Annotated in this window: 23 protein-coding genes and 2 pseudogenes; 14 read left to right on the plus strand and 11 right to left on the minus strand. The window is 68.3% G+C overall.

Features of this window, described 5'->3' with window-relative positions; translation table 11 throughout:
- Both GA0115254_RS42225 and GA0115254_RS42230 read left to right on the plus strand, forming a co-directional pair.
- The coding region (locus GA0115254_RS42225) for a transposase (RefSeq protein ID WP_141721009.1) at positions 1-591 on the plus strand (591 nt) is incomplete at its 5' end.
- Positions 592-1019: 428 nt separating this feature from the next.
- Positions 1020-1811: a hypothetical protein gene (locus GA0115254_RS42230; protein WP_093900552.1), complete on the plus strand. Its 792-nt coding sequence runs from the start codon at positions 1020-1022 to the stop codon at positions 1809-1811.
- 99 nt (positions 1812-1910) lie between these two features.
- On the opposite strand, the gene GA0115254_RS42235 is transcribed toward GA0115254_RS42230, so the two are convergent.
- Together GA0115254_RS42235 and GA0115254_RS42240 are read right to left on the minus strand one after the other, a co-directional pair.
- Positions 1911-3332, minus strand: a complete 1422-nt coding sequence (locus GA0115254_RS42235) for a transposase (protein ID WP_256103104.1) — start codon at positions 3330-3332, stop codon at positions 1911-1913.
- Positions 3333-4125: 793 nt separating this feature from the next.
- A complete protein-coding gene (locus tag GA0115254_RS42240) occupies positions 4126-4770 on the minus strand; it encodes a TetR/AcrR family transcriptional regulator (RefSeq protein WP_093900553.1) in 645 nt (214 codons plus the stop codon).
- A 69-nt stretch (positions 4771-4839) separates the two neighbouring features.
- On the opposite strand from GA0115254_RS42240, the gene GA0115254_RS42245 reads away from it, so the two are divergent.
- The 3 genes from GA0115254_RS42245 (at position 4840) to GA0115254_RS42255 (ending at position 7561) form a co-directional block, all read left to right on the plus strand.
- The gene (locus tag GA0115254_RS42245; RefSeq protein ID WP_093900554.1) at positions 4840-5673 is read left to right on the plus strand and encodes a class I SAM-dependent methyltransferase; all 834 of its coding nucleotides are present in this window, start codon (positions 4840-4842) and stop codon (positions 5671-5673) included.
- Positions 5674-5806: 133 nt separating this feature from the next.
- Positions 5807-6685, plus strand: coding sequence for a class I SAM-dependent methyltransferase (locus GA0115254_RS42250; protein WP_093900555.1), 879 nt, complete (start codon positions 5807-5809; stop codon positions 6683-6685).
- 33 nt (positions 6686-6718) lie between these two features.
- Positions 6719-7561, plus strand: a complete 843-nt coding sequence (locus tag GA0115254_RS42255; protein WP_093900556.1) for an IS5 family transposase — start codon at positions 6719-6721, stop codon at positions 7559-7561.
- 188 nt (positions 7562-7749) lie between these two features.
- Here the strand turns inward: GA0115254_RS42255 and GA0115254_RS42260 are convergent, their stop codons facing one another.
- Both GA0115254_RS42260 and GA0115254_RS42265 read right to left on the minus strand, forming a co-directional pair.
- On the minus strand, positions 7750-9069 hold the full coding sequence (locus GA0115254_RS42260; protein WP_093900557.1) for an IS1380 family transposase: 1320 nt from the start codon (positions 9067-9069) through the stop codon (positions 7750-7752).
- Positions 9070-9191: 122 nt separating this feature from the next.
- Positions 9192-9836 (minus strand): LysE family translocator, encoded by a 645-nt coding sequence (locus GA0115254_RS42265; protein ID WP_093900558.1) that lies wholly within the window; start codon positions 9834-9836, stop codon positions 9192-9194.
- A gap of 448 nt (positions 9837-10284) precedes the next feature.
- Here GA0115254_RS42265 and GA0115254_RS42270 point away from each other — a divergent pair, with 448 nt between their 5' ends.
- Both GA0115254_RS42270 and GA0115254_RS42275 read left to right on the plus strand, forming a co-directional pair.
- Positions 10285-11469 (plus strand): IS701 family transposase, encoded by a 1185-nt coding sequence (locus tag GA0115254_RS42270; RefSeq protein ID WP_370741033.1) that lies wholly within the window; start codon positions 10285-10287, stop codon positions 11467-11469.
- Positions 11470-11761: 292 nt separating this feature from the next.
- A complete protein-coding gene (locus GA0115254_RS42275) occupies positions 11762-12265 on the plus strand; it encodes a GNAT family N-acetyltransferase (protein ID WP_093900559.1) in 504 nt (167 codons plus the stop codon).
- 94 nt (positions 12266-12359) lie between these two features.
- On the opposite strand, the pseudogene GA0115254_RS42280 reads toward GA0115254_RS42275, so the two are convergent.
- Together GA0115254_RS42280 and GA0115254_RS42285 are read right to left on the minus strand one after the other, a co-directional pair.
- A pseudogene (locus GA0115254_RS42280) lies at positions 12360-13599 on the minus strand (IS701 family transposase).
- A 213-nt stretch (positions 13600-13812) separates the two neighbouring features.
- The gene (locus GA0115254_RS42285; protein ID WP_256103106.1) at positions 13813-14232 is read right to left on the minus strand and encodes a hypothetical protein; all 420 of its coding nucleotides are present in this window, start codon (positions 14230-14232) and stop codon (positions 13813-13815) included.
- 282 nt (positions 14233-14514) lie between these two features.
- On the opposite strand from GA0115254_RS42285, the pseudogene GA0115254_RS42290 reads away from it, so the two are divergent.
- Together GA0115254_RS42290 and GA0115254_RS42295 are read left to right on the plus strand one after the other, a co-directional pair.
- A pseudogene (locus tag GA0115254_RS42290) lies at positions 14515-15429 on the plus strand (IS982 family transposase).
- A gap of 44 nt (positions 15430-15473) precedes the next feature.
- Positions 15474-15701 carry a hypothetical protein gene (locus GA0115254_RS42295; protein ID WP_093900560.1) on the plus strand — a complete coding sequence of 76 codons (228 nt, stop codon included), beginning with the start codon at positions 15474-15476 and terminating at the stop codon, positions 15699-15701.
- Between the two features lie 380 nt (positions 15702-16081).
- On the opposite strand, the gene GA0115254_RS45110 is transcribed toward GA0115254_RS42295, so the two are convergent.
- Positions 16082-16258 (minus strand): hypothetical protein, encoded by a 177-nt coding sequence (locus GA0115254_RS45110; protein ID WP_176740525.1) that lies wholly within the window; start codon positions 16256-16258, stop codon positions 16082-16084.
- Between the two features lie 208 nt (positions 16259-16466).
- Between GA0115254_RS45110 and GA0115254_RS42300 the strand changes: the two genes are divergently transcribed.
- Entirely contained in the window at positions 16467-17504 is a 1038-nt protein-coding gene (locus GA0115254_RS42300; RefSeq protein WP_093900561.1) for an NUDIX hydrolase, read from the plus strand.
- On the opposite strand, the gene GA0115254_RS42305 is transcribed toward GA0115254_RS42300, so the two are convergent.
- Positions 17463-18173, minus strand: coding sequence for an MBL fold metallo-hydrolase (locus GA0115254_RS42305; RefSeq protein ID WP_093900562.1), 711 nt, complete (start codon positions 18171-18173; stop codon positions 17463-17465). The genes GA0115254_RS42300 and GA0115254_RS42305 overlap by 42 nt on opposite strands.
- 269 nt (positions 18174-18442) lie before the next feature.
- Positions 18443-19807: a dipeptidase gene (locus tag GA0115254_RS42310; RefSeq protein ID WP_093900563.1), complete on the minus strand. Its 1365-nt coding sequence runs from the start codon at positions 19805-19807 to the stop codon at positions 18443-18445.
- Positions 19808-19990: 183 nt separating this feature from the next.
- On the opposite strand from GA0115254_RS42310, the gene GA0115254_RS42315 reads away from it, so the two are divergent.
- A complete protein-coding gene (locus tag GA0115254_RS42315) occupies positions 19991-21205 on the plus strand; it encodes a geranylgeranyl reductase family protein (protein WP_176740526.1) in 1215 nt (404 codons plus the stop codon).
- 40 nt (positions 21206-21245) lie between these two features.
- On the opposite strand, the gene GA0115254_RS42320 is transcribed toward GA0115254_RS42315, so the two are convergent.
- Positions 21246-21698 (minus strand): nitroreductase/quinone reductase family protein, encoded by a 453-nt coding sequence (locus GA0115254_RS42320; RefSeq protein WP_093900565.1) that lies wholly within the window; start codon positions 21696-21698, stop codon positions 21246-21248.
- A gap of 129 nt (positions 21699-21827) precedes the next feature.
- On the opposite strand from GA0115254_RS42320, the gene GA0115254_RS42325 reads away from it, so the two are divergent.
- The 3 genes from GA0115254_RS42325 to GA0115254_RS42335 all read left to right on the plus strand — a co-directional run bounded on the left by GA0115254_RS42325 (position 21828) and on the right by GA0115254_RS42335 (position 24653).
- Positions 21828-22538 carry a TetR/AcrR family transcriptional regulator gene (locus GA0115254_RS42325; RefSeq protein WP_093900626.1) on the plus strand — a complete coding sequence of 237 codons (711 nt, stop codon included), beginning with the start codon at positions 21828-21830 and terminating at the stop codon, positions 22536-22538.
- 211 nt (positions 22539-22749) lie between these two features.
- Positions 22750-23991, plus strand: coding sequence for a sensor histidine kinase (locus tag GA0115254_RS42330; RefSeq protein WP_093900566.1), 1242 nt, complete (start codon positions 22750-22752; stop codon positions 23989-23991).
- Positions 23988-24653: a response regulator gene (locus GA0115254_RS42335; protein ID WP_093900567.1), complete on the plus strand. Its 666-nt coding sequence runs from the start codon at positions 23988-23990 to the stop codon at positions 24651-24653. The genes GA0115254_RS42330 and GA0115254_RS42335 overlap by 4 nt, the downstream gene beginning before the upstream one ends.
- A gap of 111 nt (positions 24654-24764) precedes the next feature.
- On the opposite strand, the gene GA0115254_RS42340 is transcribed toward GA0115254_RS42335, so the two are convergent.
- The gene (locus tag GA0115254_RS42340; protein WP_093900568.1) at positions 24765-26267 is read right to left on the minus strand and encodes an MFS transporter; all 1503 of its coding nucleotides are present in this window, start codon (positions 26265-26267) and stop codon (positions 24765-24767) included.
- Positions 26268-26284: the final 17 nt, after the last annotated feature.

Genomic DNA, 26284 nt, shown 5'->3' on the forward strand with positions numbered 1-26284 from the left:
GGCTTCCGGCACGCGCTGGAAGACCGGGGCCTGGCCTACGCACTGCAGGTCAAGGGCGAACTGACCGCTCGTGCCGAGGCGGCCAAGCCCCACCAGCCGCCCTACGGTGGGCTCGGTCCCAGGCCGCTGCCCCGCTACCGAACCCGCCCACTCAGCCTGCGCGAACACGTCCTGGCCGCTGGCCGCGACAAAGCGGTGACGGTCACCTGGCGCAAGGGCTCCAAAGCCGCGATGACCTCCCGCTTCGTGTTCCTGCGCATCCGGCTCGCGGGACGCCGTCCAAAGCCCGCTCCCGACGGTGTCATCGGCCTGACCTGGCTGATCGCCCAGTGGCCCGAGGGTGAGGACGAGCCGGTCAAGTACTGGATATCCAACCTGCCCGCCGACATCCCGGCCCGGGATCTGGTCCGCCTCGCGAAGTTACGGTGGCGCATCGAGCACGACTACCGCGAGCTGAAGACCACCCTCGGACTCGACCACTTCGAAGGCCGCTCATTCACCGGCCGGCACCGCCACGTCACCCTCGTCACCGCCGCCCACCTGTTCCCGACCGAACAGCGGACCTGCCCAAAAGTCCCTGCCAGGGCCTGACCCTCTGCCAGACCCTGGACCTCCTCCAACATCTGCTGGCCACCTGGACCGGAACCTGCCCCACCTGCCGACAACCCACCCCATGGCAGCCCTACGACACCACCTAACAAAGCCCTACCAGGCCCTGCCCGGCCGATCATGTGACTGGCGCGTCCGTGACTCGTTGGTCTGAGTATGGGGCGGGATCAGCGTGGTGACTTAAATGCATCGAAGCCGCGGCCCGCTGGTCCGCGGCTGTATGGAAAGGGAGTTGAGGTCTGTGGACGAGTGGCCCACCGCGTTCTGGAGGCCGGCCCAAGGGGAGATCAGCGACGCCGTGGCTGCTACGCTGTTGGTCGATCTGAGGAAGTGTCTTTTCGGTGCACATACTCGACGATCCGTCGGGGCTCTCGCGTCGTGCTGTTGATTTTTTGGCACATTCCGCATACATGGATCTCCCCACGTGGGAGCGCCTGCCCACCGATTTCATGCAGGTCCGTGATCTCCGAGGCAAACTCGTGTCGGCACCCTGGGAGTTGGTAGTACGCCGGGAGGGATTCGCCCAGAAATTCGGTGGCTTGAGGTACACGGTTCGTGGCGGTCCACACGGGTACATGCATGTCCCCTCAAGCGTCCGCCAGATGCAGAACGAATACCCGGATGAGGTCAGGACATGGCTCCTGGACCGCATGACCCGCAGCGCTGCCAAGGGCCCCCGGGAGCGGTGGGACAGGTTTTTGGGATGGGACTTCGACCTGCAGTGCGGAGTGTGGCAGGATCGCCGCGGATGGTTCTTCCACTGGGGTGGCGAGGATGTGGCCGCTCCATTCAACAGGGTTCAGCACACCGATGGCCGCTGCGGCGCGTATCTCCCCCTTGAAAACCGTCCCCCCCTGTTCGAGTCCGAATACCCCACCGTCCTCCACATGATCGAATCGCAGTCCCTCTCGGATCTTGTGGCTGACTGGGATGAGTGGCACGGCGCAACAGGACCCATAGCCCGGGCATTCGACGAGCTCCCCGTCGTTCCCGAAGCGTCTGGCCCATGGGCAGGCTGGCGTATGGACGCGGATGTCGCCGTATACGAATTTCAGTATTTCTTGGGAGAACCGAAGCCGCAGCGGCCCTGGGGGTTCGGATCTACACGTCTGGCGGGAAAGGTCGGCGGCGGGTGGAGCAGGCTGCCTGCCAGGCGACAGCCGCGGCAAGCACTTGAGAAGCTGTTGTCCTTCCAGACTTGAGGGCCGCGTTTCCGGTGATCTCTGAGTAGCCCCTGGTCATGGGGCGGCCATCGCGTAACTCTCCGACTAACTTGACTCTGTCGGTGATCTTGGACGGGGTCAGGTGCCGAGGGTGCGCCAGGACTTTGGTCGAGGTAACCCCTGCTGGTCCAGGAAGGTCTGGAAGGCAGTCGGCCGTCTCGGTGAGGAGGCATCGTCGGTCGCTGACCGGCTGCTGAGTCGTTCGATGTTCACGGCGATGGCTGTGAGTACGTGTTGCAGGTGGGCTTTTGGTTGTCCTCGGTAGCGGCACCGGCGCATGCCGTGTCCGTGGGCGAACTCGTTGATGGTGCCCTCGACTCCGGAGCGGACCGCGTAGCGGGCCTTCCAGTCGGGTGTCTGCTGCTCAGCGCGGACTCGGAGTTGCAGGTCGCGGAGTTCGCGTGGCGGGAAGCCCACGGTTCGGGCGCTGTCCGCGGTGGTGGTGCAGTGGGTGCGAGCCGGGCAGGGGCGGCACTGGCTCTTGGTGAACCGGGCCACGATCAGCGGTGCCGCGGTGGGTGAGGAGGTCGGGTAGGGGCCGTGCCAGCCCGCGCTGACCTGGCCCTGGGGGCAGGTGACCTGTCGGCGGTCGAAGTCGATGTGGAAGTCGTCCCGGTCGAAGCCTTCATTCTTGCGGTGCTGGCGGGTGGGGTTGCCTGGCAGCGGCCCGGTGACAGTGATCTGGTGTTCGCGGGCGGCTCGTTCCACGTGGACCAGGGAGGTGTAGCCACCGTCGACCAGGTGTTCGGCGGGCAGCAACCCCCGACGGGCCAGGCGGGTGTGGATGCCGGGCAGGGCCTGGCCGTCGTTGGTGGCGGCCGAGGTGGTGGCCACGTCGGTGATGACGTCGGCGCTGCCGGGGGTGCACGTCTCGGTGAGATGAGCGGCGAAGCCCATCCAGCGGATGATGTGCCCGTGACGGACGTAGCGTGCCGTGGTGTCGTAGGGAGAGACGATCACCAACGAGGAGGGTGGCAGTCCGCCGTCCTCCTTGGTGCGCCAGCTCAGGCGTCCTGCCGCGTCGCGGCAGTAGTTCTGCACGATGATCTGCCGCAGCGCCCGCACCGCTGGGCCGGTTCGGTAGCTGGAACTGTCCCGGTTGAGGTGCTCCAACAGCTGGCAGGCGTCGTTGCCTGCGGCCAGGATCCGGGTCTTGGGCCGGGTGGGGTTCTTGCCCAGGCGGACCGGGCGGCCGTAGCGGCGTCCCCATTCCTCGTCGACCAGGCCGACAAGCAGGTGTCCGGCTGTGCGGGCTACTTCTTCGAGTGAGGCACGGACCGCCTCGGTGACGAGTTCCAGCCGGGTCAGGTCGCGCACCGCGGCCACGACATGGGTGGAGTCGGTGCGCTGCGTAGTGCGCTCGCTTACCAGCCCTGCCTCTTTCAGACGGGCGAGTGCCAGGTCGAGGAGGCGGTCGGCCCTGCCGTCTTCGGTGAGGCGCTCGCGGAAGTCGGCGAGCACGCTGTGGTGGAAGCCAGGATCGTCCAGCTCCAAGGCCATGGCGTACTTGAAATCGATGCGGCAGCGGATGTCGGCGTACGACCTCCGCTGCCTGCCGGTCCGACATGCCCATCAGGAACTGCAGAACGCAGACGGTGGCCAGCTGGGCCGGCGAGAGCCCGGGGCGTCCGTCACGCGGGTACCAGCCCGCGAAGTCCTCGTCGCACCACAGCCCGTCCAGCCGGTCTCTCACCCACATCGCCGTCGTACCGCCCGGGTTGCTTGCCCGGGCGATTCGCGCGGTCAGAGAAGGGACTTGCTCACCGGAACGGGGGCGGAGCGACAACGGACACCTCGGTAGCTGCATCGGCCTTCGGAACAGCCCCGAGCATGCCCGCTGATCACGCTGACGCACTGGAAAACTCCAAGATCACCGACAGAGTCAAGTTAGAGCTCGCGCGGATAGGGGTGGGGTCATGGTTAGCGGTTCGGGCTGGCTTTGTTCACTTCCAGCGGTTCTGGCTCAACTTCCGTGATGCGGTGCGGTCGCTGAGTGTGTGGCGGCCAACGCGCGACGGGATCGGCAGGTCAGCGGCTTGCCGCGCTTCGAGCACCGGCCAGCAGCGCCCGGCATCACAGAAGTTGAGCCAGAACCTTCAGCAGCAGCATTTGTTCGTCGGTTCGGGAGACATCTGGCGCGTGGAAGCGTCGGGAGTGTTCACGAGAAATGACGTGGGGTGCATGGGCGGCTCGCCTGTGAGGAAGGCGGCCGGGTAGCCGTGCAGGGCGCCGCCGCGGGCGGGTCGCGGCTGGGCGCCTGGCGATGCGGTGACGAATGGCCCCGTGGTGGGTCTCACTCGCGGTCGGGTACGTCCGGCGTGAGGAGCTGGAGGGCGAGGGTGTCGGCCGCCCATCGCTCCCATGCGGCGGGCGTCCAGGCGCGGTCGCGGGTGAGGGTGAGGAAGAGTTCAGGGCTGAGCAGGGCGTAGAGAATGTCGGCGGTCTTGTCGACTGTCAGGCCGGGCCGGGCCCCTGGCTTGTCCAGCAGCGCTTTGGCCGCTGCGGTATGCACGGTGTAACGCGGATCTCCGTGTTCGGGCCACACCTCGCGCAGCTCGGGGTGGGCAGCGGCTGCGGCGCGGACCATCTCGGAGATGGCGGCGACGCGCTCCAGGATGGTGCGGCTGCCAGTCACGAGTGCGGCAAGGCCGCTGTCGGCGTCCGGCGCTTCCACCACCTGCGCGAACCAAGGGCGGTCCATCGTTGCCACCGGCGCGTCATCGCCCGCGATGGCTACATCGACCAGTTCCTTCAGCAGCCCGGGCTTGTTACGGAAGTTGAAGTAGATGGTCTGGATGGCCACGCCCGCGTGGTCGGCGACCTGCTGGAGCGTGGTAGCGCCATAGCCGTTCGCGACGAACAGCTCGGTGGCGGCGGCAATGATCCGCAGACGTGTACGGGTGGCCCGATCCGACTGAGGTGCCTTGACATCACTCATGACTAGAGCCTACGTCTAGAGTCGACTTCTAGAGGTCGACTCTAGAACCGTGCGTGAGGGAGAACCCTGATGTCAGCGATCGCCAACCGGGAGCAAGCCAAGGCGTGGAACGACTGGGAGGGCCAGCTCTGGGCCGACCACCCTGAGCGTTACAACGCAATGCTGGACGCCTTCAACGTGCCGTTGTTCGCAGCGGCCGACATCGCCGCCCACCACGCTGTTCTGGACGTCGGCTGCGGCACCGGGCTCACCACCCGCCTGGCCGCCCGCCACGCGCACCGCGGCCACGCGCTCGGCATCGACCTGTCCGCGCCCATGCTGGAACGGGCCCGCCAAGACGCAGCCGCCGAGAACATCACCAACATCACCTTCGAGCAGGGGGACGCGCAGGTCCACCCCTTCGCCGTGCCCGGCTTCGACACCATCATCAGCCGCGGCGGCGTGATGTTCTTCGCCGACATGGTCGCGGCGTTCACCCACCTGCACGGCGCCCTGGCGCCGGGCGGGCGCCTGGCCTTCCTCGGCCCACAGCCCGGCGGCCCTCACAGCGCCTACGCGCGGGCGACTGCGGCGCTCGCTCCCTACCTGCACGAGCCCTCACCCGCCGCGCGCGGCATGGGCTCCCTGCTGGACCCGGCACGGATCACCGAGGTGCTCACGGAGGCGGGCTTCCGCGCCATCGAGATCACCCCGGTCAGCGCGGACATGGGCTTCGGTGCAGACGCCAGTGACGCGGCCGACTTCATCTTCTCGATGGGACCCACCCACCACAACCTGCGAGACGTGGACACGGCCACGGTGGCCGCACTACACGCCCAGGTGCAGGACGCCCTCGGTGAGTTCGAGACGCCGCAAGGCGTGCGCATCCCCGGCGCCGTGTGGATCGTCACCGCCGCACGCTGAAGCCCGCCCGTCGCCCCGCGTGGGCGACGGGCCATCGGCAGAGGGCTTGGACGCCCGCTGACCTCGGCGGTTGGACGAGCCCAAAAGCTTCTTGAGCAGACGCCCATACTTTCTCTCCGACGGAAGCGATCCGATGCACGAACTCGTCAACACCGCACAGTTCGAGGCCTGGAACGGCGACGAAGGCCAACACTGGAGCGATCGCCACGACCGCTGGAACGCGATCAACCAGGGCTTCAATCAACCGCTGCTCGAAGCCGCCGGGATCGGCCCCGTGGACCGGGTGCTCGACATCGGCTGCGGCGCAGGCCAGACCACCCGGCTCGCCGCCAGGGCTGCCTTCCGCGGCGCGGTTCTCGGCCTCGACCTTTCCGGGCCCATGCTCATCAGGGCACGCGCCCAGGCCGCCGAGGAGGGCCTGGACCGGATCACCTTCGAGCAGGGCGACGCCCAGGTCCATCCTCTGCCCACATCCGCGTTCGACGTGGCCATCAGCCGGTTCGGGGTCATGTTCTTCGACGACCCGGTCGCCGCGTTCGGCAACATCGGCCGGGCCCTTTGCCCCGGCGGCCGACTCGCCTTCGTCTGCATGGCCGACCCGACCCGCAGCGAGTGGGTGCCCGTATTCGGCACAGCACGCACCTCTCTGCCCCTGCCTGCCGAGGAGCCGGCCACCCCCGACGGGCCAGGGATGTTCTCACTCGCCGACCCCTGTGTCATCCACCGGATCCTGGACACAGCCGGCTTCGACAAGGTGCGCACCGAACCCGTCGAGACCCTCAGTGACTTCGGACGCGATGCCCACGACGCAGCCGAGCACCTGCTCGGATCAGGCCCCGGCCGACACCTGGTCAAGCTGCTCGACTCCGCGAGCAGCGTCGACAGCGCGGACCGACCGAGCGGCACCGACAGCGTACGAACCGCGTTCACCGTCGCTCTTGCCGCCCACGAGCAGCCCGCAGGCGTCCACCTCCGCACCTCCGCCTGGCTCGTGACCGCGACGCGACGCTGAGCATCGCCGCCCGGCCCGCCACTGGGGAGACCTATGCCCGCGCTGCCATCATGGCTGACCGAACCGCTCTGGGACCAATTCGCGGCTCTGCTGCCCGAACGGCCGGTGTATCACCCGGACCATCCGCTCGGCTGCCACCGCCCGCGGATCAGCGACCGGGTCATCTTCGACAAGCTCCTGCAACTGCTGCGCTTCGGCTGTTCTTACGAGGCGATCGCCGACACGACCTGCTCGGCCACCACGATGCGAAACCGCCGCGATGAGTGGATCCGACTCGGCGTCTTCGCCCGGCTCAAGCAGATCGCAATGGAGTCCTACGACCGAATCGTCGGCCTCGTCCTCGACCAGATCGCCGTCGACGGCTCCATCACCAAGGCCCCCGGAGGCGGCGAGGTCGCCGGACGCTCACCGGTCGACCGCGGCAAACAGGGACTCAAACGCTCGGGCATGACGGATGGATACGGCATTCCGCTGGGGCGTGTCCTGGCCGGTGCCAACCGCCACGACTCCCCACTGCTCGCCCCCACCCTGGACCGCCTGGACGACCTCGGCCCGTTGCCCGAAGACAGCACCGTGCACCTGGACGCTGGTTACGACTCGGACAAGACACGCGCTCTGCTCAGCGAACGCGGTCTCCGCGGCCGCATCGCGCACAAAGGTGAGAAAGCGCCGATCCAGGCCAGTCAGCGTTGGCACGTCGAACGCACGCACGCCTGGCAGAACGCCTTCCACCGACTCGCCCGCTGCTACGAACGCCGCGCCATCGTCATCAACGCCTTCTTCGACCTTGCCGACACGATCATCACCGTGCGTAGCCTGATCCGACGAGCATGGACAACCCACCGCTGGGACGAACGCCCGAACCGCCAACCATGACCCCACCCCTATCCGCGCGAGCTCTTAGCCTCGATCTTTCTTGACGGTCCGCCGACGGTGTCGGCGGACCGTTTCGTTTTCGGTGGCGGAGGGCGGGCAGGCCGACAGCCCGAATGTCGCGTCGGGTGAGCGCCGGGTTCCACTGCTCCGGTGGGATGGTGCTCCTCGTAGGGGTGGAAAGTTGCTGGTCATCCGGGCTTTGGCAGGAGAGCGAGTCGTGCGAGTGCTGTGGTGATCTCATCGGTCCACGGCCAGTGGCGGGCGAAGCGGAGGATGCGACGCCTGCCAGTCGTGACGAGCTGGGCGGCTGGGGAGAAGAGGCGGAGCCGAAGTCGGCGGGGTTCCCAGAGCCGGGCTTTCCCGGTCAGGGCGAGCATGGGCATCCACGCCAGCAGGTCGAGCGCGATCTGGACGATCTCCAGCCAGACCTTGTTCTGCGCGGTGTCGTGCAGAGGCAGGTTACGCAGTCCCGTCGCGCGGGCGGCCCGGATCCGGTCTTCGGCCCGGGCCCGCAGTCGGTGACGGAGCTCGAGTTCGGTGATGGGACGGCCTGCGGTGTTGGTGGCGAAACAGGTGATCCGCATGCCGTCGGCGTCGGTGATCCTCAACTGAGCCCCGGGATGCGGACGTTCTTTGCGGACAATCAGCCGCATCCCTGTAGGCCAGCCCTCGAGCAAGTCGCCGGTGAGTTCGGCGACCCAGGCCCCATCGCGGACCTCGCCGTCCGACTCGATGGCTGGGGTCCATGCCGATGCCGGGATCTTGAGGACGTGCTGGTGGATGGTTACGTTGATCACCATGCCAGCGGGGTAGGACAGCCAGCGCCCGCGCTGGGAGAGCCAGGAGACGAACTCGTGGGTGCCGCCCGCGGAGTCGCAGCGGATGAGGGTCTGTCGTCCGCGCCGGTATTTCTGGGGCAGTTGAGCGAGAGCGAGGCGGGCGGCGACGGGTTCGCCCGTTCCACCCGGCCCGTGGTCGACGAACCCCATCAGCGGGTGGTGGCCGTAGGTCTTCTTCCAGGTCGGGGCTGCATCCTGCTTGTCGGAGTGGGAGACGACCAGGACTCCGTCCAAGTCCACGATCACCTGCCCATCGGTGTCCGGTGCCCGATTGCCTGCCAATGTCCAGGCTTTTTGGCGCACTTCAGATCGCGCGGAGCGGATCGCGGTCAGTGCCTTCTCTCCCGCAGCAGCGAGGGTGTTGATCAGGCGGGAGACGGTCGGGTCGGAAGCCACCGGCCCGAACACGGCCGGCTCGGCCCGCAGCATGCCCACATCGGCCAGGCAGTCCCCACCCAACGCGACCGCGAGCGCCACATCGAGCAGGATCTTTCCCGGATCGTGCACCGCCCGCGGCTTGCGCCACGGCGCCAACGCCACCGATATCGCCCTGTCCAGCCCGGTTTTGCGGACAGTCTCGACCATCAGCACGCCGCCGGCCTGGGAGACCACCCCGCGACCACGGCCCTCGATGTGGACACGCGGGTAGGACCCGATACGCTTCTTCACCTGGGAAGTGCTTCTTTCCTCGCAGCCAACAGGACTCTCGACAAGCCCTATCGTTGCAGGTCAGGAGCACTTCTCGCGTTTGCGATCAAACCTCGGACGGCCCGTTTGGCGAAAGCGCGAGGCTAGTCGGCGCGGCCCGTCGCTGCCACGGTCACACCCAGTCCGATCATCGCGAAGCCGCCCGCGCCACCGACCATCGACAGGCGGCGGTCCGAGCGGGCGAACCAGGAGCGGGCCGCCGAGGCGCCCAGTCCCCAAAGGGTGTCCGTGATCACGCCGATGGCGACCGGGACCAGCCCCAGCACCATCATTTGGAGGGGGACACGGCCCGCCGAATGGTTCACGAACTGCGGTAGCACCGCCGCGAAGAAGACGAGGCCCTTCGGGTTGGTGAAGCCCACGAGAATACCGTCCAGGACCGTGCGCAGATCGCCGCGCCGCTCACCCGCCGGGGCCTCCATGTCCGCTGCGCGCATCTCCTTGCGGTGCCGAAACGCCTGCACGCCGAGGTAGACGAGATACGCCGCGCCGACCAGCTTCACGCCCGTGAACACCGCCGCAGAAGTCTCCACCAGCATGCCAAGGCCCCACGCCACAGCGGTCACCAGGAGGTACGAACCGATCAAGTTGCCCAGGACGGTCGCGAGCGCCGTGCGGCGGCCGTGCGCTAGGGCTCTACCGATCACAAACAGCACACTCGGCCCTGGAATCACGATCACGAGTAGTGACATCGCCGCGAACGCGAGAATGCTCTCCATGGACACCATCTGTCCGTCACCTCCTGGACTGCCTTCCAGAGGTCATACAAACAGACAGCGAACCGTCCGCTCTAGGCTCATCCATCTGCCGAGACGCCGCTCCGGCCTGGACGCCACGACCCGGCCGCTGCCCTCGACACGGACGCACGCATACGGCCCGATGCGCTTCTTCACCCGAGGAGTGCAGCATTCCCGACGGCGTACAGGAACCTGGACAAGTCCCATCGGTCAAGGTCAGCGGCGCTCCTCGCGCATCTGAACAAGCCTCGGACAGGTCGCCTCATGAAAGCGCGAGGCTAGTACTCCAGCAGGAATTCGCAGTCTGACCTGCGGATTTCGCTGGGCGGCTGGAGTGTAGCGGGCTGTGGAGTGGTCAGGGGCGGTTTCACGGAGGCCGCCCCTCGATCGTGCGACAACGCCGCAGGTAATGACGGCGGGTGGGAAAGCTCCCCACGTGATCACCGAGCATGATGCCGAGCAGTGGGACCTTGAACTGGACAACCTCTTCGTGACCATCGGTCATCGCTTCGGCCGTGTGGAACTTCGCCGCCGCATGCGTGACTACGTGCGTGGGCTGCTCGCCCCGGTGGCCCGCAAGAACAGCTGGCAGCTGGCCGAACAGGCAGGCCACGCCACCCCCGACGGCCTGCAGCATCTGCTCGCCGGGGCGAAGTGGGAGCCGGACGACATCCGCGATGAACTGCAGGGATACGTCGCCGAAAAGCCTGGCGAGGACGACGGAGTCCTCATCATCGACGACACCGGGTTCATCAAGAAGGGCACCACCTCCGCCGGGGTCCAACGCCAATACTCCGGGACCGCCGGTCGCACCGAGAACTGCCAGATCGGCGTGTTCGCCGCCTATGCCACCGCCCGCGGCCGGGCCTTGGTCGACCGTGAGCTGTATCTCCCCAAGTCCTGGGCAGAGGACCGTGAACGCTGCCGCGCGGCCAAGGTCCCCGACGATCGGGAGTTCGCCACCAAGGGGGCACTGGCCCGGCGCATGGTGCTGCGTGCCCTCGGCTCGCCGCTGCCCATCACCTGGGTCACCGCGGATTCCGCCTACGGACAGGAGAGCCGCTTCCGCCGGCTGCTGGAGCAATCGGGCGTCGGCTACGTGCTGGCCGTGCCCAAGTCCCAGTTCACCGTGGGGTGTCCCCGCATCGAGGGTCTGTTCGCGCAGGCCCCGGCCGAGGCGTGGGAGAAGATCTCATGCGGCAACGGCGCGAAGGGACCGCGCGTCTACCACTGGGCGGCGGTGCGACTGCCGGCTGTCGCCGAGTTCGATTACCAGGGCGAGGTCCCTCACCGGATGCGGTGGGCGCTGGCCCGTCGCAGCATCCGCAAGCCCGACGAGATCGCCTACTACCTCGCCTACGCCCCTTTGGAGACCACCGCCCAGAAGCTGGTGCGGATCGCCGGGACGCGCTGGGCGATCGAGGAGTGTTTCCAGGCCGCGAAGAACGAGTGCGGTCTGGATCAGTACGAAGTCCGTCGTTACCCGGGTTGGTACCGGCACATCACCCTAGCAATGCTCGCGCGTGCCTTCCTGGCAGCCACGGCGCACCGGGCCCGGGAAAAGGGGGGCGGAACCGGCGAGGCAGCCGGGGCCATCGAGCTCACAGTGGCGGAGGTTCGGTGACTCCTGGCAGCTTGTCGTCCCCGGCCCCGCACCTGCGCGGACATCGAGGCCGGCACCACGCGGTGAGCTGGTCGCAGTGGCGCCGACGACGCCAAGCAGTCGTTCGCCGCTGTCATTACCTGCGGCGTTGTCGCACGATCGAGGGGCGGCCTCCGTGAAACCGCCCCTGACCACTCCACAGCCCGCTACACTCCAGCCGCCCAGCGAAATCCGCAGGTCAGACTGCGAAATCCTGCTGGAGTACTAGTACTCCAGCTGTAGTTCGTGATGGTCCGTGGGACAGAGTGGGGGCATGACTACGTACGAGACGATGCCGTTCCACCTTGAGACCGAGCGGCTGATACTGCGGCCGTGGGCCGAGTCGGACGCCGCTGAGTTCTGCGCCCTCCTTTCCGAACGCGGCAAGGGGACCCCCACGGTTGAGCACATCCGGACGTCCATCGCGGAGCTGCTGACCGCGACGGCGACTACGGGGATCGCCCTGTTGCCCATTCAGCGCCGTGACGAGGGGGACTTCATCGGCTACTGCGGGTTGATCACCGGCCGCTCCACCCTGGAGGAGCCTGAAATCGCGTATGAGCTGTTCCAGCGCGCGCATGGGCGTGGCTACGCCACCGAGGCGGCCAGGGCGGTGCTCGATGCCGCTATCGCGACCGGGCGGAAGCGGCTCTGGTCGACCGTCGGCGCATGGAACACACCGTCGCTCCATGTCCTTGAGAAGCTCGGGTTCGAGCGGGATCACGTGTCCACGGAAGACAACGGTGAAGTGGTCTGGCTCACACGCTCGTTGCCGTGATGCGAGAGCACGCTCCCGGGGCTTCATGCTCGAGTGCGCTCCGGCGGAGCGCCAGGCATGCCGAGATCGGTACTCCAGGTGCAGATCGTGATCTTCATGTCTGGGCTGCGGCTTGTCGACGGTAATGGCTGGTGCGTGATCGCTCCTGATGGCGGCGCCGCCAGTCGGACCAGCCGAGTCGGTGGGCCATGTCGTGGAGAGGCCGGACGACGACCCGTGATGAACAGGCGCTGGATCTCGTTGCAGGACAGCGGGACCAGGTCGGCCGGCCCGGGATGGCGGGCGTGTTCGTCGGCACGGACGGCCGCGAGGAAGGCATGGGCGAGCATGGCCGGGGTGAGCCAGCGTGTCCAGGACGAGTAGCGGCGGACCTGGTGCTCATCGAGTCCCGCCATCCCCTTCTCGGTCTGGAAGGTCTCTTCCACTTGCCATCGTGAGCCGGCGACCTTGACCAGGGCGGACAGGGGCACCGGCTCGGTGGAATGACAGCGGTAGTAGGCGAGTTCGCCGGTGGTGCGGTTGCAGCGGATCAGGATTTGGTGTCTGCCCGACGCCGGCTCGGTGTGGTCGATGATGGCCCAGTCGTAGAACCGGTGTCCCTTCGCCCCCCGTCCGGCCGAGAGCTTCTGCCAGGCCCGCTTCGGAACCTTCGCCGCCAGGGTGTCGGCGCGGAACCTGCCTGCACCGGTGGTCACTTCGGCCGAACAGGCCACCGCGAGGACATAGCCGATGCCGCGTTCCTCCAGAGCCGTGCGCAGTTTCGGATTGCCTCCGTAGACCTCATCCCCGGTGACCCAGCCGACGTGGTGTCCGGCGTCCAGGAACCGCTCGATCATCCTGCGGGCCAGTTCCGGCTTGGTCGCGAAGGTCGTGTCCTCGCCGAGCCCCGCTGCCCGGCAGCGGTCCGGGTCGCACGTCCAGGAGCGCGGGATGTACAGCTCCCGGTCCACCGCCGCGTGTCCCCGCTCACCCGCGTAGACGAGGTAGACCGCGACCTGCGAGTTCTCGATCCGACCGGCCGTGCCGGTGTACTGACGCTGAACCCCGACGGTGTGGGTGCCCTTCTTCACGTCGCCGGTCTCGTCGACGACCAGCACCGCAGCATCGTCGTGGAGGTGCTCGACGATGTACTCACGCACGTCGTCACGGACGGCATCGGCATCCCAGGAGGCCCGACACAGCAGATGCTGCATGCCGTGCGGGCCGGCCTCCCCGGCCCACTCCGCGATCGTCCAACAGTTCTTGCGCGGCAGGTCCGACAGGAGCCCCAGCACCAAACGCCCTGCCCGCAGGCGGGGTTCGTACCGGGCGAACCATCCCGCGATCCGGCCCATGGCCACCTCGAACGCCTCCCGCCACCGGGCGGGATCCAAGCTGTGACCTGCGGCCACCGTCTCATCGTTAGTCCACACAACTCACGATGATCAACGGTGGCCGCACCCATCTCCGCGCCGGCCCCGCCAGCAAGATCACGATCTACAGCTGGAGTACTAGATGAATGAGTCCAAGGGATCCGGGAGGGCCGCAACGAGGCTGACTGCGCCTGCTCAGTTCAGGCGCCGCCGGTAGTAGGAGATCGCGACGACCACGAGCAGTGGTCCCCATAGCAGCAGTGGTGCGTAACAGGCGTCCATCACGACGAGCGCCGGCCCGGTCGGGGCTCCCTGGGCCCCTCCGAAGCCGCCCACCCGGGGGATCGTCAACAGCATCACAACGGCCGCGCCGAGCAACGCCGGAATCACCGCCGCCAGCGGCGCGACACGCTTCCCGCCGATCAGCGGGATCCAGCCCGGCACCACCTCGCCCCAGGGTTTGACCAGCCCAAGTGTGAGCAACGCGAACCCTTCGGTACCCAAGCTCATCGCGATGCACATGGCGCTGAACCAGCCGGGGATGTCCAATCCCTTGGTGTCGAATCCCACCGGTATGCCGACCCCCATCGCGATCCGCCAGATCCCGGACGGCACAGCAGTGAGTGCCGCAATGTACGCGGCTCGGACCGCCCAACGGGCAGGGGGCTTAATCTCGGAGACGGCAGCGGCTGCCGGTGTCCCAAACGCGACCATGGCCCCATGGTGTCTCGCAGTCCGCTCCGCCGAATCATGCTCAAGGTCCAACTCGACTCCTCCGCGCGGGGGATGGAGCCCTTCGGCCCCGACCGGACAGCCGCCGACACCCGACTGCCCACACGCCTACCGAGTCCAAGGGATCCCCTGCGGACATGGCGCGAGGGCATCCAATGTCAGTGTGTGAAGACAGAATTGGACACCCTCGCAACGGCACTCTACGCCAGGATCGACGACCAGCTGAAGGCTTCGCCGCATCTGGCTCCGTGGCGCCCGGCGGTCGGGATCGCACCCAAGCTCAGTGACGCCGAGCTGGTCACCCTCGCGGTGATGTCGGCGCTGCTCGGCTACACCTCGGAGCGGCGGTGGCTACGGCGCGCGAACCGGGACTTCCGCCGCCTGTTCCCCTACCTGCCCCAGCAGTCCGGGTACAACAAGCGGCTCCGCAACGCATCCGAGCTGATCAAGCACGTGATCAGGATGCTGGCACAGGACACCTCGCTGTGGAGCGACGACGTCTGAGTGGTTGATTCCACCCCGGTCGGCTGCGGCTGCTCACGTGAAACCGCCAAACGCTCCGACCTCGCCGGCTGGGCCGAGTACGGCTATTGCGCGTCGCACTCCCGATACTTCTGGGGCCTGCGCCTGCACTTGGTCTGCACGCTGGGCGGACTGCCTGTCCTGTTCGCGCTCACCGGCGCGAAGGCCGACGAACGCGAGACCCTGCGCGGCATGCTCGATGCCGCACCCGACATCACCGCCGCCCATCCAAGGCAGACGATCATCGGCGATAAGAACTACTACGGCCGCGACTTCGAGAGCGACCTCACAGAGCGTCACCTGGAGTTGCTGCGCCCGGCCCGAAAAGGCGAACCCGAACGGGCCGGGGCACATCTGTTCAAGCCGCTACGGCAGGTCATCGAGTCGATCAACCAGACCTTCAAAGGGCAGCTCGACCTGGAACGCCATGGCGGGCGAACTCCAGCCGGAGTGATCGTCCGGGTACTGATGCGGATCCTGGCGCTCACCGCCGCGATCTGGTTCAACGACAAGACCGGCCAACCCGTTAAGCGATCCCTGATCGCCTTCGATCACTGATCGCGACAACATCCCTTGGACTCATTCATCTAGGGAAGGCCGCCATGACTCCTGACGCGCTTCTCTCGCTCTACGAGTGGAAGGCCGGCACATGCTTCCGCTGCGCCCAGCAGGAGGTCTACGTCACTCCCAGCGGTCACATCAGCACTCCCTCCGGCGATAGTTACGGGCTGGCCGCTTGCGGTGCATGCGTCCTGGATCTGCAGTTGGAGCGCCAGCGGTACGCCGACCGCAAGGGCTTCGACTACCTGCCCGGAACCCTCGGCTCGTAGACACCTCGCCGAAGCCGCTCCCCGGTAGTTCGGGGGAGCGGCTTTTCGCTGTAGACGGGCTGGTGGGAGGGGCTTTCTCGGGGGAGTGGCTGGGGAGAATCTGGGGGTGGGGAGTGATTGGGGAGCGGCGAGAATCCCCACATCGACTTCGGATCGGAACGGATCGGAACCCAAAGGAACGCAGGTCAGAGGCATGAGCCGACTACCTGCCGACGAAACCGCTGGACCAACAATCTCAGGGGCCAGTTCTTCACGAACTACGACCTGCTTGCCGCAGGCTCGGTGATCGTCGCTCTGCCGACCCTCGTGGTCTTCCTGCTGCTCCAGCGCCACTTCATCGCGGGCCTCATCCTGGGCTCCGGCAAGGGGTGGTCCAGGTCTCAGAGGGCCCGGTCCGTCGACTGCTGCGGTACGACCACCAGGAACGCGTCCTGCTCCAGATCCATCACCACCTCGGCCGCCATGCCCTCGCAGCGGCGAGCGGCCGCGAATTCCTCCGCGGGTCGGCTGCCTCGCGGTCCTCCTGCGGGAAATCGTTCAAGTGCTGTGCGACACACGGTGTGCTCCCTGGTCGTCGCCCCGGCCTGTCCGCTCCAACGACCTTCCGCCGTCCCCGTCGAGGCTGCGCGGACGGCCGGACTCGCACAGGGGGACGCAGTCCGCGGGCATCCGGTGATTCCTTTCCAGCAACAGCATCGCCACAGCCGGGTTTTCGCGGCAGGGTGTTGCGGGCAAGCCACAGGGGGCTACGGAAGAGGGGGAACCGTGATCGTCTGGATCAACGGTGCGTTCAGTGCGGGCAAGACGAGCGCCGCGCGCGAGCTGGTCGATCTGATCCCGAACAGCACGTTCTACGACCCTGAGCTGATCGGCGCAGGGCTGCGGTATCTGCTGCCCCAGAAGAGACTTGCCGAGGTGACGGACTTCCAGGACCTGCCGATCTGGCGGCGTCTGGTGGTGGACACCGCCGCGGCCCTGCTCGCCGAGGTGTCCGGGGTGCTGGTGGTGCCGATGACACTGCTGCGACAGGAGTACCGCGACGAGATCTTCGGAGGGCTGGCCTCCCGGCGCATACCGGTGCGTCATGTCCTGCTCTCACCCGAGGAAACGATCCTGCGCAAACGGATCGCCGACCGGGTGGAGTTCGCCGACGACCCGGAGCACAGCGAGCGCATCCAGCAGTGGGCCTACGAGCACATCGAGCCCTACCGGGCGGCGCTCGGCTGGCTCACCCGGGACGCCCACATCATCGACACCGGCGCGCTCACTCCGTACGAGACGGCCGAGCGGATCGCCGAGGCGGTCCGCACCGGAGCGGCCACCGCATGCGAGATCGTGCAGACGCCCGAGCCGACTGCGGAGACCGTCGCGGCCGGCGTGCTGCTCTTCGACGAACGCGACCGGGTCCTGCTCGTCGACCCGACGTACAAGCCCGGCTGGGAGTTCCCGGGCGGAGTGGTCGAAGCCGGCGAGGCACCGGCACAGGCCGGGATCCGCGAAGTGGCCGAGGAGATAGGCATCCATCTCGAACGAGTGCCGAAACTGCTCGTCATCGACTGGGAGGCGCCCGAACCACCCGGCTACGGAGGGCTGCGGATGCTCTTCGACGGCGGCCTGCTGCCCGGTGCGGACGCCGACCGGCTGCTGCTGCCCGGCTCCGAGCTGCGCGGCTGGCGGTTCGTCACGGAGGAGGAGGCGGCCACCATGCTTCCTCCGACCCGGTACGAACGGCTGCGTTGGGCACTGCGCGCCCGGGAGCGGTCAACCGTGCTCAACCTGGAGGCCGGAGTCCCGGTCGGCTGAGGCACGCAGCACCGCGGCGGCGTCGACGGTGAGGGGATCGCCGTGCCCGAAGCAGACCGTGTCCGGTTCCAGCGCGGCCAGCTGTCGGAACGAGGCCACGGCCCGCGGCCGGTCGATGTTGAAGACGCCCAGCATCACCTGACCGACCCCGGCCACGCAGTCGCCGGTGAACAGCACTCCGTGGTGCGGCAGATGGATACCGATGGAGCCGGGGGTGTGGCCCGGCGCGTGGACCACACGAGCCCCCGATCCGAAGCGGATCTCGTCGCCGTCGGCCAGCTCGCGGTCGACACGGGTCGGCGGGGCCGGGGGTACGGTCAGCGCATGCTCGTACAACGGGCGTTCCCAGTCCAGCAGGGCGGGGTCGGCAATCTCCTCCTCGCCACGGATCACCGGGGCGTCCAGCCGATGGGCCAGGATCTCGGCGCCGTGCCGGTCGGCGAGCACCTGGGCGGAACCGTAGTGGTCGCGATGCCCATGAGTGACGACGATCCGGCTGATGCCGTCGGGGTCCAGGCCGAGGCCGCGCACCGCGGCCTCGATCGCGGGGGCCGCATCGATGTCGCCCGCGTCGATCAGAGTCAGGTCCGTGCCGTCGCGCCACAGATACGCCTGGCCGATGGGGAAGCGGAACATGTGCAGCTGGGGAAGTACCTCGACGAGATCCATAAGGCGAACGTATGCGGACGTACCCGCCCGTCGCCCGGATCTACGCTCTGGGCGAGCTTCGCTCAGCGCGTAGTGCGGCTGCGCGGGCCTCCGTCGGCAGCGCCCGGCCGATCCCTGGCCCCGTCGTCCCGGGCCGATTCTGTGAAACCGGGCGCGGACCGACCCGTGGCGGGTGGTCCGGACCCGGTCCGCCACGTACGGAGCGGCGGACCGGTCGAGCCCTGCGAACAGGAGATCCGCAGGAACACGGCGGGATCGATGACGTGAAGTCAGGCCTGCTTGGAATCCGCGTAGTTCCGCAGGAACAGCGCCTCGGCGAGCGAAAGCCGCTCCAGCTCCCCGGGTGACACGCTCTCGTTCACCGCGTGGATCTGTGCCTCCGGCTCGCTCAGGCCGATCAGGAGGATCTCGGCCTGCGGGTAGAGGGCGGCGAGGGTGTTGCAGAGCGGGATCGAGCCGCCCATCCCGGACGTCTGCATCTTCTCGCCGGGGTACGCGGCTTCCATCGCCTGCGCCATGGATGTGTACGCCGGGCTGGAGGTGTCCGCGCGGAACGGCTGGCCCTGGCCGACCTGCTCCACCGACACCCTGGCCCCCCACGGGGCGTGCGCCTTGAGGTGAGCGGTCAGCAACTCGGTCGCCTTCGCGGCGTCCTGGCCCGGTGGCACCCGCAGGCTGATCTGCGCCCGCGCGCTCGCCTGCAGCGACGGTGTCGCGCCGACCACCGGCGGGCAGTCGATACCGATGACGGTGACGGCGGGCCGCGCCCAGATCCGGTCGGCGACCGTACCCGTGCCGATCAGTCCGACGCCGTCGAGGACCTTCGCGTCCTTGCGGAACTCGGCCTCCGTGTACTGCAGTCCGTCCCATTCGGCGTCCGTGGCGAGCCCGTCGACTGTCGTGGTGCCGTCCTCGGCGCGCAGCGACGACAGCAGCTGGATCATCGCCGCCAGCGCATCCGGGGCGGCGCCGCCGAACTGTCCGGAATGCAGGTTTCCTTCGAGGGTGTCGAGTGTGACCCGCAGCATCGTCATACCGCGCAGCGTCGCGGTCACCGTCGGCAGACCGACCCGGAAATTGCCGGTGTCGCCGATGACGATCGTGTCGGCGGCCAGCAGTTCGGGGTGCGCCTCGGCGTACCGTTCCAGGCCGCCGGTGCCCTGTTCCTCGGAACCCTCGGCGATCACCTTGACGGAGACCGGGATGCCGCCGTTCGCCTTGAGGGCGCGCAGGGCGAGGAGATGCATGATGAAGCCGCCCTTGCAGTCGGCCGCGCCGCGGCCGAACCAGCGGCCGTCGCGCTCCGTCAGCTCGAACGGCGGGGAGAGCCAGGCGCTCTCGTCGAGCGGAGGCTGCACGTCGTAGTGCGCGTAGAGCAGTACGGTCGGGGCGTCGGCCGGGCCGGGCAGGAAGCCGTACACCGACTGGGTGCCGTCGGGGGTGTCGAGCAGGGCGACATCCTGGAAGTCCTCGGCGCGCAGCGCGTCGGCGACCCAGTTGGCAGCCGCCTCGCACTCGCTCTTCGGGAACTGCGCGGGATCCGCCACCGACTGGAAGGCCACGAGCTCGGTCAGCTCCGCCTTGGCGCGGGGCATCAGCGAGGCAACGGTCTCGGAGATCGGACGGGCGGTCATGGGCACGCTCCTCGTGGGTGCGACGTTATGTGTACGAATCCGGGTACATGTACACCGAGTGTGCGGCGTTGCATGTAGGACGAAAGCACGGTCGATCCTCCCACAGCGGGGGCCGGGCCCGGCGCGCCGTAGGATGCCGTGAGCAGCATGGGCCACTGGTGGGATCGGGAGCAGAAGCACATCGTGAGCAGCGAGAACGCAGACGCCGTACATGAGCACGAAGAGTCGTCCGTGTGGGACGTCGTCGTAGTGGGTGGCGGACCGGCCGGAGCCTCCGCGGCATACGCGGCGGCGGTCGCCGGCCGACGGGTACTGCTCCTCGAGAAGGCGGAACTGCCGCGCTACAAGACGTGTGGCGGCGGCATCATCGGGTTCTCACGGGATTCGCTGCCGCCCGGGTTCGAACTGCCGCTGCGGGACCGGATCCACGCGGTCACGTTCTCGCTCAACGGCAGGCTGGCGCGGACCCGCCGCTCCAAGAGGATGCTCTTCGGGCTCATCAACCGCCCCGAGTTCGACGCGGGGCTGGTCGAGGAGGCGCAGAAGGCGGGCGCCGAGCTCCGTACCGGAGCGACCGTGACGAGGGTCGAGCAGCACGGCGCCGCGGTGCCGGACCGGCGCACGGTCGCCGTGGTGCTGTCCGGCGGCGAGACGCTCCTGGCCCGCGCGGTCGTCGGTGCGGATGGCAGCGCCGGGCGGATAGGAGCCCATGTCGGGGTGAAACTCGACCAGGTGGACCTCGGCCTGGAGGCCGAGATCCCGGTTCCGGAGACGGTCGCGGAGGACTGGGCGGGACGGGTGCTGATCGACTGGGGCCCCATGCCCGGCAGTTACGGCTGGGTGTTCCCCAAGGGCGACACCCTCACCGTCGGCGTGATCTCGGCGCGGGGTGACGGGGCGGGAACCAAGCGGTATCTGGAGGACTTCATCGCCCGGCTCGGTCTCGCCGGCTTCGAGCCGAAGATCTCCTCCGGGCACCTGACGCGCTGCCGCAGCGACGACTCGCCTCTCTCGCGCGGGCGGGTGCTGGTGTGCGGCGATGCGGCGGGGCTGCTGGAGCCGTGGACCCGCGAAGGCATCTCCTTCGCACTGCGGTCGGGGCGGCTCGCCGGTGAGTGGGCGGTCCGGATCGCGGAGTCGCACGATGCCGTGGACGCCCGACGCCAGGCGCTCAACTACGCCTTCGCCATCAAGGCCGGCCTGGGCGTCGAGATGGGTGTCGGGCGGCGCATGCTGAAACTGTTCGAGCGTCGGCCCGGGGTGCTGCACGCGGTGCTGACGGGATTCCGCCCGGCCTGGAACGCGTTCGCCGGGATCACCCGCGGAACGACTTCGCTGGCTGAGCTGGTCCGTACGCATCCGCTGGCGCAGCGGGCCCTGTCGGCGATGGACCGCTGACACCTGACACCTGACGCCGAGGGCGGGCCGGGCCGCACGGTCAGCCCTCCACGGTGATCCGGAAGACGGGGTGGTCCGGGCAGGCGGCCAGGAGTTCTGCGTCCGTGGACTGTGCGGTGATGCCCCGGAAGTACTGGTTGACCTCCCAGCCCCACCGCTCGAGGTAGGCGCGGATGATCAGCGTCTTCTGCTCGTCGTCCGCGATCTCCACGGCCGTGAAGGTACGGATCTTCCGGCCCACCCGCAGCTCGCCGCCACCGGCGACCCGCATGTTGCGCACCCACTGGGAGTGGCCCCGCGCGGAGACCAGATACTGCGTGCCCTCGTAGGTGTGGCAGTTCACGGGAATGCGCTGCATCTGCCCGCTCTTGCGGCCACGCACCGACATCTCGGCCGAGCCGAGAAGGCTGACGCCGTGCCGGGCGAGCCAGCCGACGATGCTGTTCATCCGGACGTTGAACGCGTTGCCCTGAAGGTAGTACGGCTGAGACATGGTGACTCTCCCACTGTTTTGAGAGCAGTGCTCTCGCTTGAGATCAGTGTGCATGGAAGTGGTGGTCAAAAGCAAGAGCAGTGCTCTCGTTGTTGGTCGATGCTCTTCATTCGTGGCAGACTGAAGACCATGAGCGCTATCCGAGGAGCCAGGGAACGGGCCCGTATCGAGGTCACCGCCGCCATCAAGGACGAGGCGAGGAAACAACTCGCGGCCGAAGGCGCCGCAAAGCTCTCGCTGCGCGCCGTGGCACGTGCACTCGGAATGGCGTCCTCCGCGCTCTACCGCTACTTCCCCAGCCGGGACGAACTGCTCACGGCCCTGATCGTCGATGCGTACGACTCCGTGGGCGAGAGTGCCGAGGCCGCACACCGGGCCGCCCGTGCCGCTGCCGCCCCCCACGCCACCCGCTGGACCGCCGTCGCCCACGCCGTACGCGACTGGGCCCTCGCCCACCCCCATGAGTACGCCCTGATCTACGGCTCGCCCGTGCCCGGTTACACCGCACCGCAGGCGACGATCGGTCCCGCCTCCCGCGTCGGTCTCGTCCTGATCACCGTCGTCGGCGAGGCCTACCGAACGGACGGTCTCGCGCTGCCGCCGCTCGCCGACGAGTTGCGCGCCGAGGCTGAACGGATGGTCGCCGAGTTCGCCCCCGACCTTCCTCCGGAGATCGTCGCCCCACTGATCGCTGCCTGGTCGCAGCTGTTCGGGCTGATCTCTTTCGAGGTTTTCGGCCAGTTCAACCGAGTGGTGGAGGCCCGGCAGACCTTCTTCCAGGAAGCAGTCACCGAACTGGCCCGCGCGGTCGGTCTGCTCGGCCGCCGAGGCGGCTTGTAGGGTCGCCCGCGCTGTGCGGCAGCCAGTCGTTGATGGCGAGCAGAACCGGGCAGCCGAGCCCCACAAGCGTGCTCGGCAGGGCCCACAGCGGCGTGACGCGGGCCGCCGCATGGAGGTCACGGACCCCGTACGACGTACTCCACAGGGAGTACGGGTGATCACCACGCCCGGCTGACGCCTCCGCCGCGGCTCGCGGTCTAGCGTGGCCGACATGGAAGAGCAACGCTCACACTGGGCGCACGGCGAGCCGCCGCGCTGGCTGACGGGGGCGCCGGGGCACTACGCCGCCCGGCTGCCCTGGCCGTCGACGATCCTGCTCGGTGCCGTCGTCATGGTCGGTTCGACGATCGCGGCCCGGGGGCAGATGGACGAGCGGGCGCCGCTGGACATCTTTGCGCGGCTGCTGCTCTTCCTGGCCGTCGCCGTACTTCTGCTGCGCCATCGCCACCCCGTGCTGGCCGTCTTCGGCAGTTCGGCCGCGGCGATGATCTACCTCGCGGCCGGCTATCCGTACGGACCGGTCTTCCTCGCCGTTGCCGTGGGCTGCTTCAGCGCCGTTGTCTCCGGGCACCGGCGGGCCGCCTGGACAGCCGTCGGGATGGTGTGGCTGGGGCACGTCCTGGTGGCTCACTGGCTCTACCGGTGGCTGCCGCCCTCCGAAGACCACGTCGCCGCCTGGGGGCAGGAACTGGGCGTTGCCGCTTGGGTGGTGGCCATCATCGCCGCCGCCGAGTTCGTACGCGTGCGCCGTGAGCAGTGGGAAGATCAGCGCGCGGAGCGGCACGCCGCGGAGCAGCGCCGGGCCGACGAGGAGCGGCTGCGGATGGCGCGCGAGCTCCATGACGTCCTGGCCCACAGCATCTCCGTCATCAACGTCCAGTCGAGTGTGGGGCTGGCGTTGCTGGACTCCGACCCCGAGCAGGCCCGTACCGCCCTCACCACCATCAAGGCCGCCAGCAAGGAGGCGCTGGGCGAGGTCCGCCAGGTCCTCGACACCCTGCGTACGCCTGGAGACGCCCCCAGGGCCCCGGCTCCCGGACTCGACAGGCTCCCCGAGCTCGTCGAACAGGCGGCGGGCGCCGGGCTGACCGTCACGGTCGAGACCGATGGTGTACGCGGCGCGGTCCCGCCCGGCGCGGATCTTGCTGCTTTCCGGATCGTGCAGGAGGCGCTGACGAATGTGGTCCGGCACTCCGGATCGCGCACCGCGCGGGTCCGTATCGGTTACGGGCCCGCCCGCATCCGGCTGCGCATCGACGACGAAGGCCCCGCCACCGACAACGACGCAGGGGGCAGCGGCAACGGGCTGGCAGGAATGCGGGAGCGGGCCGCCGCACTGGGTGGCACGATCGAGGCGGGGCCCCGGGCCGACGGCGGCTTCCGGGTGTGTGCCGAGCTTCCGCTGCCGTCCGATTCGCCCGGCGTGGCAGCGCACAAGGAGGAGACACCGTGATCCGGGTACTGCTCGCCGACGATCAGCTGCTGGTCAGGGCCGGCTTCCGGGCCCTGCTGGACGCTCAGCCCGATATCGAGGTGGCGGGGGAGGCCGCCGACGGTGAGGAGGCCGTGCGCTTGGTGCGCGAACTGCGGCCGGACACCGTGCTGATGGACATCCGGATGCCGCATCTCGACGGCTTGGCCGCGACCCGTGCCATCACCGGGGACTCCGAGCTGAGCGGCGTCAAGGTGGTCATGCTCACCACCTTCGAGCTCGACGAGTACGTCTTCGAGGCGATCCGCTCCGGTGCCTCCGGCTTTCTCGTCAAGGACACCGAACCGGAGGAGCTGCTGCGGGCGGTACGCGCGGTGGTGGGCGGGGACGCCCTGCTCTCACCGGGGGTCACCCGACGGCTGATCGCCGAGTTCGCGGCCCGGTCCAAGGAGCCGGCGGCGGCAACGGGGCTGAGCGAACTCACCGAACGTGAAAGGGAGGTGATGGCACTCGTAGGCATAGGGCTCTCCAATGAGGAGATCGCCCGCAGGCTGGTCGTCAGCCCGCTCACCGCCAAGACCCACGTCAGCCGCACCATGGTGAAGCTCGGCGCCCGCGACCGGGCCCAACTCGTCGTGCTCGCCTATGAGTCGGGGCTCGTACGCCCCGGCTGGCTCGGCTGACCCGGCCTCGACGCAGGGTGCGCAACCGCCTGTGCTCCGAAGCGTCACAGGTGCGGTGGCCGACGCGGGAGAACTCCCCGTCGGCCACCGCACATTTCCCCTCGCCGGCTGTCAGCCCCGCACGGATACCTTCTGCGCGGCGGTTGCCTCGGCCGCGTCGGCCCGGTCCGTTTCGGATGAGGCGACCAGCACGGTGTGCTGCACGGGCCTACTGCGCCGCAGCCCGGTCAGTGTGATCAGCAGCCCGGCGAAGGCGACCAGCGTCACCACGACCAGACCGGGCCGGTAGCTGTCGAGGACCGCCTGCCGGGATCCGTCGCCGCTGCCGTGCGCCGTGATCACCGCGGTCACGACCGCCAGGAAGATCGCCCCGCCGACCTGGATCGAGGTGTTCAGCAGACCCGAAACCATGCCCTGTTCGTCGTCGTCCACGCCGTTGGTGGCCTGGATGTTGAGCGAGGGGAAGGTCAGTGCGCACGCCGCGCCCAGCAGCAGCATGGACGGCAGGATCACCGCCGCGTACGACGGAGTGAGCGTGATCCGAAGGAAGAGCGCGTAGCCGATGACGAGGAACGTGAAGCCGGTCGCGATCACACGCGGTGTCCCGAACCGGTCCACCACATCACCGATCTTCGTCGACGAGAGGGCGACCAGCACGCCCGCGGGCAGGAAGGCCAGTGCGGTCTGCAGCGCGGACCAGCCGAGCAGCGACTGCATGTACTGGGTGACCAGGAACTGGAACCCCACGTAGCTGCCGAAGAACGCCGCGGCGCCCGACTGCGCCCTGACCTGGCTGCCGGAGCGCAGCACCCCCAGCCGGATCAGCGGGTTCGCGCTGCGCCGCTCGATGGTGACGAAGACGGTCAGCAGCACGGCGACGGCGAGGAACGACAACAGCGTGCGGGCGGAGGTCCAGCCGGCTTCCGGGGCCTGTACGACCGTGAAAACCAGCAGCAGCATGGAGGCCGTGCCGGTCACGGCGCCCGGCAGGTCGTAGCCGCGGCGGGTGTGCTCGCGCTCGCTGTGCGGGATCAGTTTCAGACCCGCGACCAGGGCGATCAGCGCGATGGGGGCGGGCAGCAGCATCGTCCACCGCCAGGACAGCTGGGTGAGGAGGCCCGAAAGGACCAGGCCCATGGAGAAACCGGTGGCAGCGCAGGTGGTGTAGATGGAGAGCGCGCGGTTGCGCTGCGGGCCCTCCTTGAACGTCGTGGTGATGACGGAGAGTCCGGCCGGTGCGGTGAAGGCGGCGCTCAGTCCCTTGATGAAGCGACTGGCGATCAGAAGCGGGCCGGAGTCGACGAATCCGCCGAGCAGTGAGGCGAGTGCGAAGACGCCGAGCGCGACCAGGAAGACGTGGCGCCTGCCCAGCAGATCCGCCGCACGGCCGCCGAGGAGCAGCAGACCGCCGTAACCGAGGATGTAGCCGCTGACGATCCACTGGAGGGTCGAGGTGGTCAGTCCGAGATCGTCGGCGATGGACGGCAGCGCTACGCCGACCATGGAGACGTCGAGGGCGTCCAGGAACATCGCGGCGCAGAGCACGAGCAGTGTGCCCCACAGGCGCGGGCTCCAACGCTCGTGGGAATCGGGGACGTTGAGCGGAGAGGTCATGAGAAGGGACGGTACAT

The organism is Streptomyces sp. Ncost-T10-10d, assembly GCF_900091955.1.
Taxonomy (GTDB): Bacteria; Actinomycetota; Actinomycetes; order Streptomycetales; family Streptomycetaceae; genus Streptomyces.

Bases quoted from the DNA above. Each gene is read 5' to 3' on its own strand.
- GA0115254_RS42325 (WP_093900626.1), top strand. From the start codon at position 21,828: ATGAGCGCTATCCGAGGAGCCAGGGAACGGGCCCGTATCGAGGTCACC.
- GA0115254_RS42275 (WP_093900559.1), top strand. From the start codon at position 11,762: ATGACTACGTACGAGACGATGCCGTTCCACCTTGAGACCGAGCGGCTG.
- GA0115254_RS42340 (WP_093900568.1), bottom strand. From the start codon at position 26,267: ATGACCTCTCCGCTCAACGTCCCCGATTCCCACGAGCGTTGGAGCCCG.
- GA0115254_RS42245 (WP_093900554.1), top strand. From the start codon at position 4,840: ATGTCAGCGATCGCCAACCGGGAGCAAGCCAAGGCGTGGAACGACTGG.
- GA0115254_RS42235 (WP_256103104.1), bottom strand. From the start codon at position 3,332: ATGGCCTTGGAGCTGGACGATCCTGGCTTCCACCACAGCGTGCTCGCC.
- GA0115254_RS42305 (WP_093900562.1), bottom strand. From the start codon at position 18,173: ATGGATCTCGTCGAGGTACTTCCCCAGCTGCACATGTTCCGCTTCCCC.
- GA0115254_RS42310 (WP_093900563.1), bottom strand. From the start codon at position 19,807: ATGACCGCCCGTCCGATCTCCGAGACCGTTGCCTCGCTGATGCCCCGC.
- GA0115254_RS42230 (WP_093900552.1), top strand. From the start codon at position 1,020: ATGGATCTCCCCACGTGGGAGCGCCTGCCCACCGATTTCATGCAGGTC.
- GA0115254_RS42295 (WP_093900560.1), top strand. From the start codon at position 15,474: ATGACTCCTGACGCGCTTCTCTCGCTCTACGAGTGGAAGGCCGGCACA.
- GA0115254_RS42250 (WP_093900555.1), top strand. From the start codon at position 5,807: ATGCACGAACTCGTCAACACCGCACAGTTCGAGGCCTGGAACGGCGAC.
- GA0115254_RS42330 (WP_093900566.1), top strand. From the start codon at position 22,750: ATGGAAGAGCAACGCTCACACTGGGCGCACGGCGAGCCGCCGCGCTGG.
- GA0115254_RS42255 (WP_093900556.1), top strand. From the start codon at position 6,719: ATGCCCGCGCTGCCATCATGGCTGACCGAACCGCTCTGGGACCAATTC.
- GA0115254_RS42240 (WP_093900553.1), bottom strand. From the start codon at position 4,770: ATGAGTGATGTCAAGGCACCTCAGTCGGATCGGGCCACCCGTACACGT.
- GA0115254_RS42265 (WP_093900558.1), bottom strand. From the start codon at position 9,836: ATGGTGTCCATGGAGAGCATTCTCGCGTTCGCGGCGATGTCACTACTC.
- GA0115254_RS42320 (WP_093900565.1), bottom strand. From the start codon at position 21,698: ATGTCTCAGCCGTACTACCTTCAGGGCAACGCGTTCAACGTCCGGATG.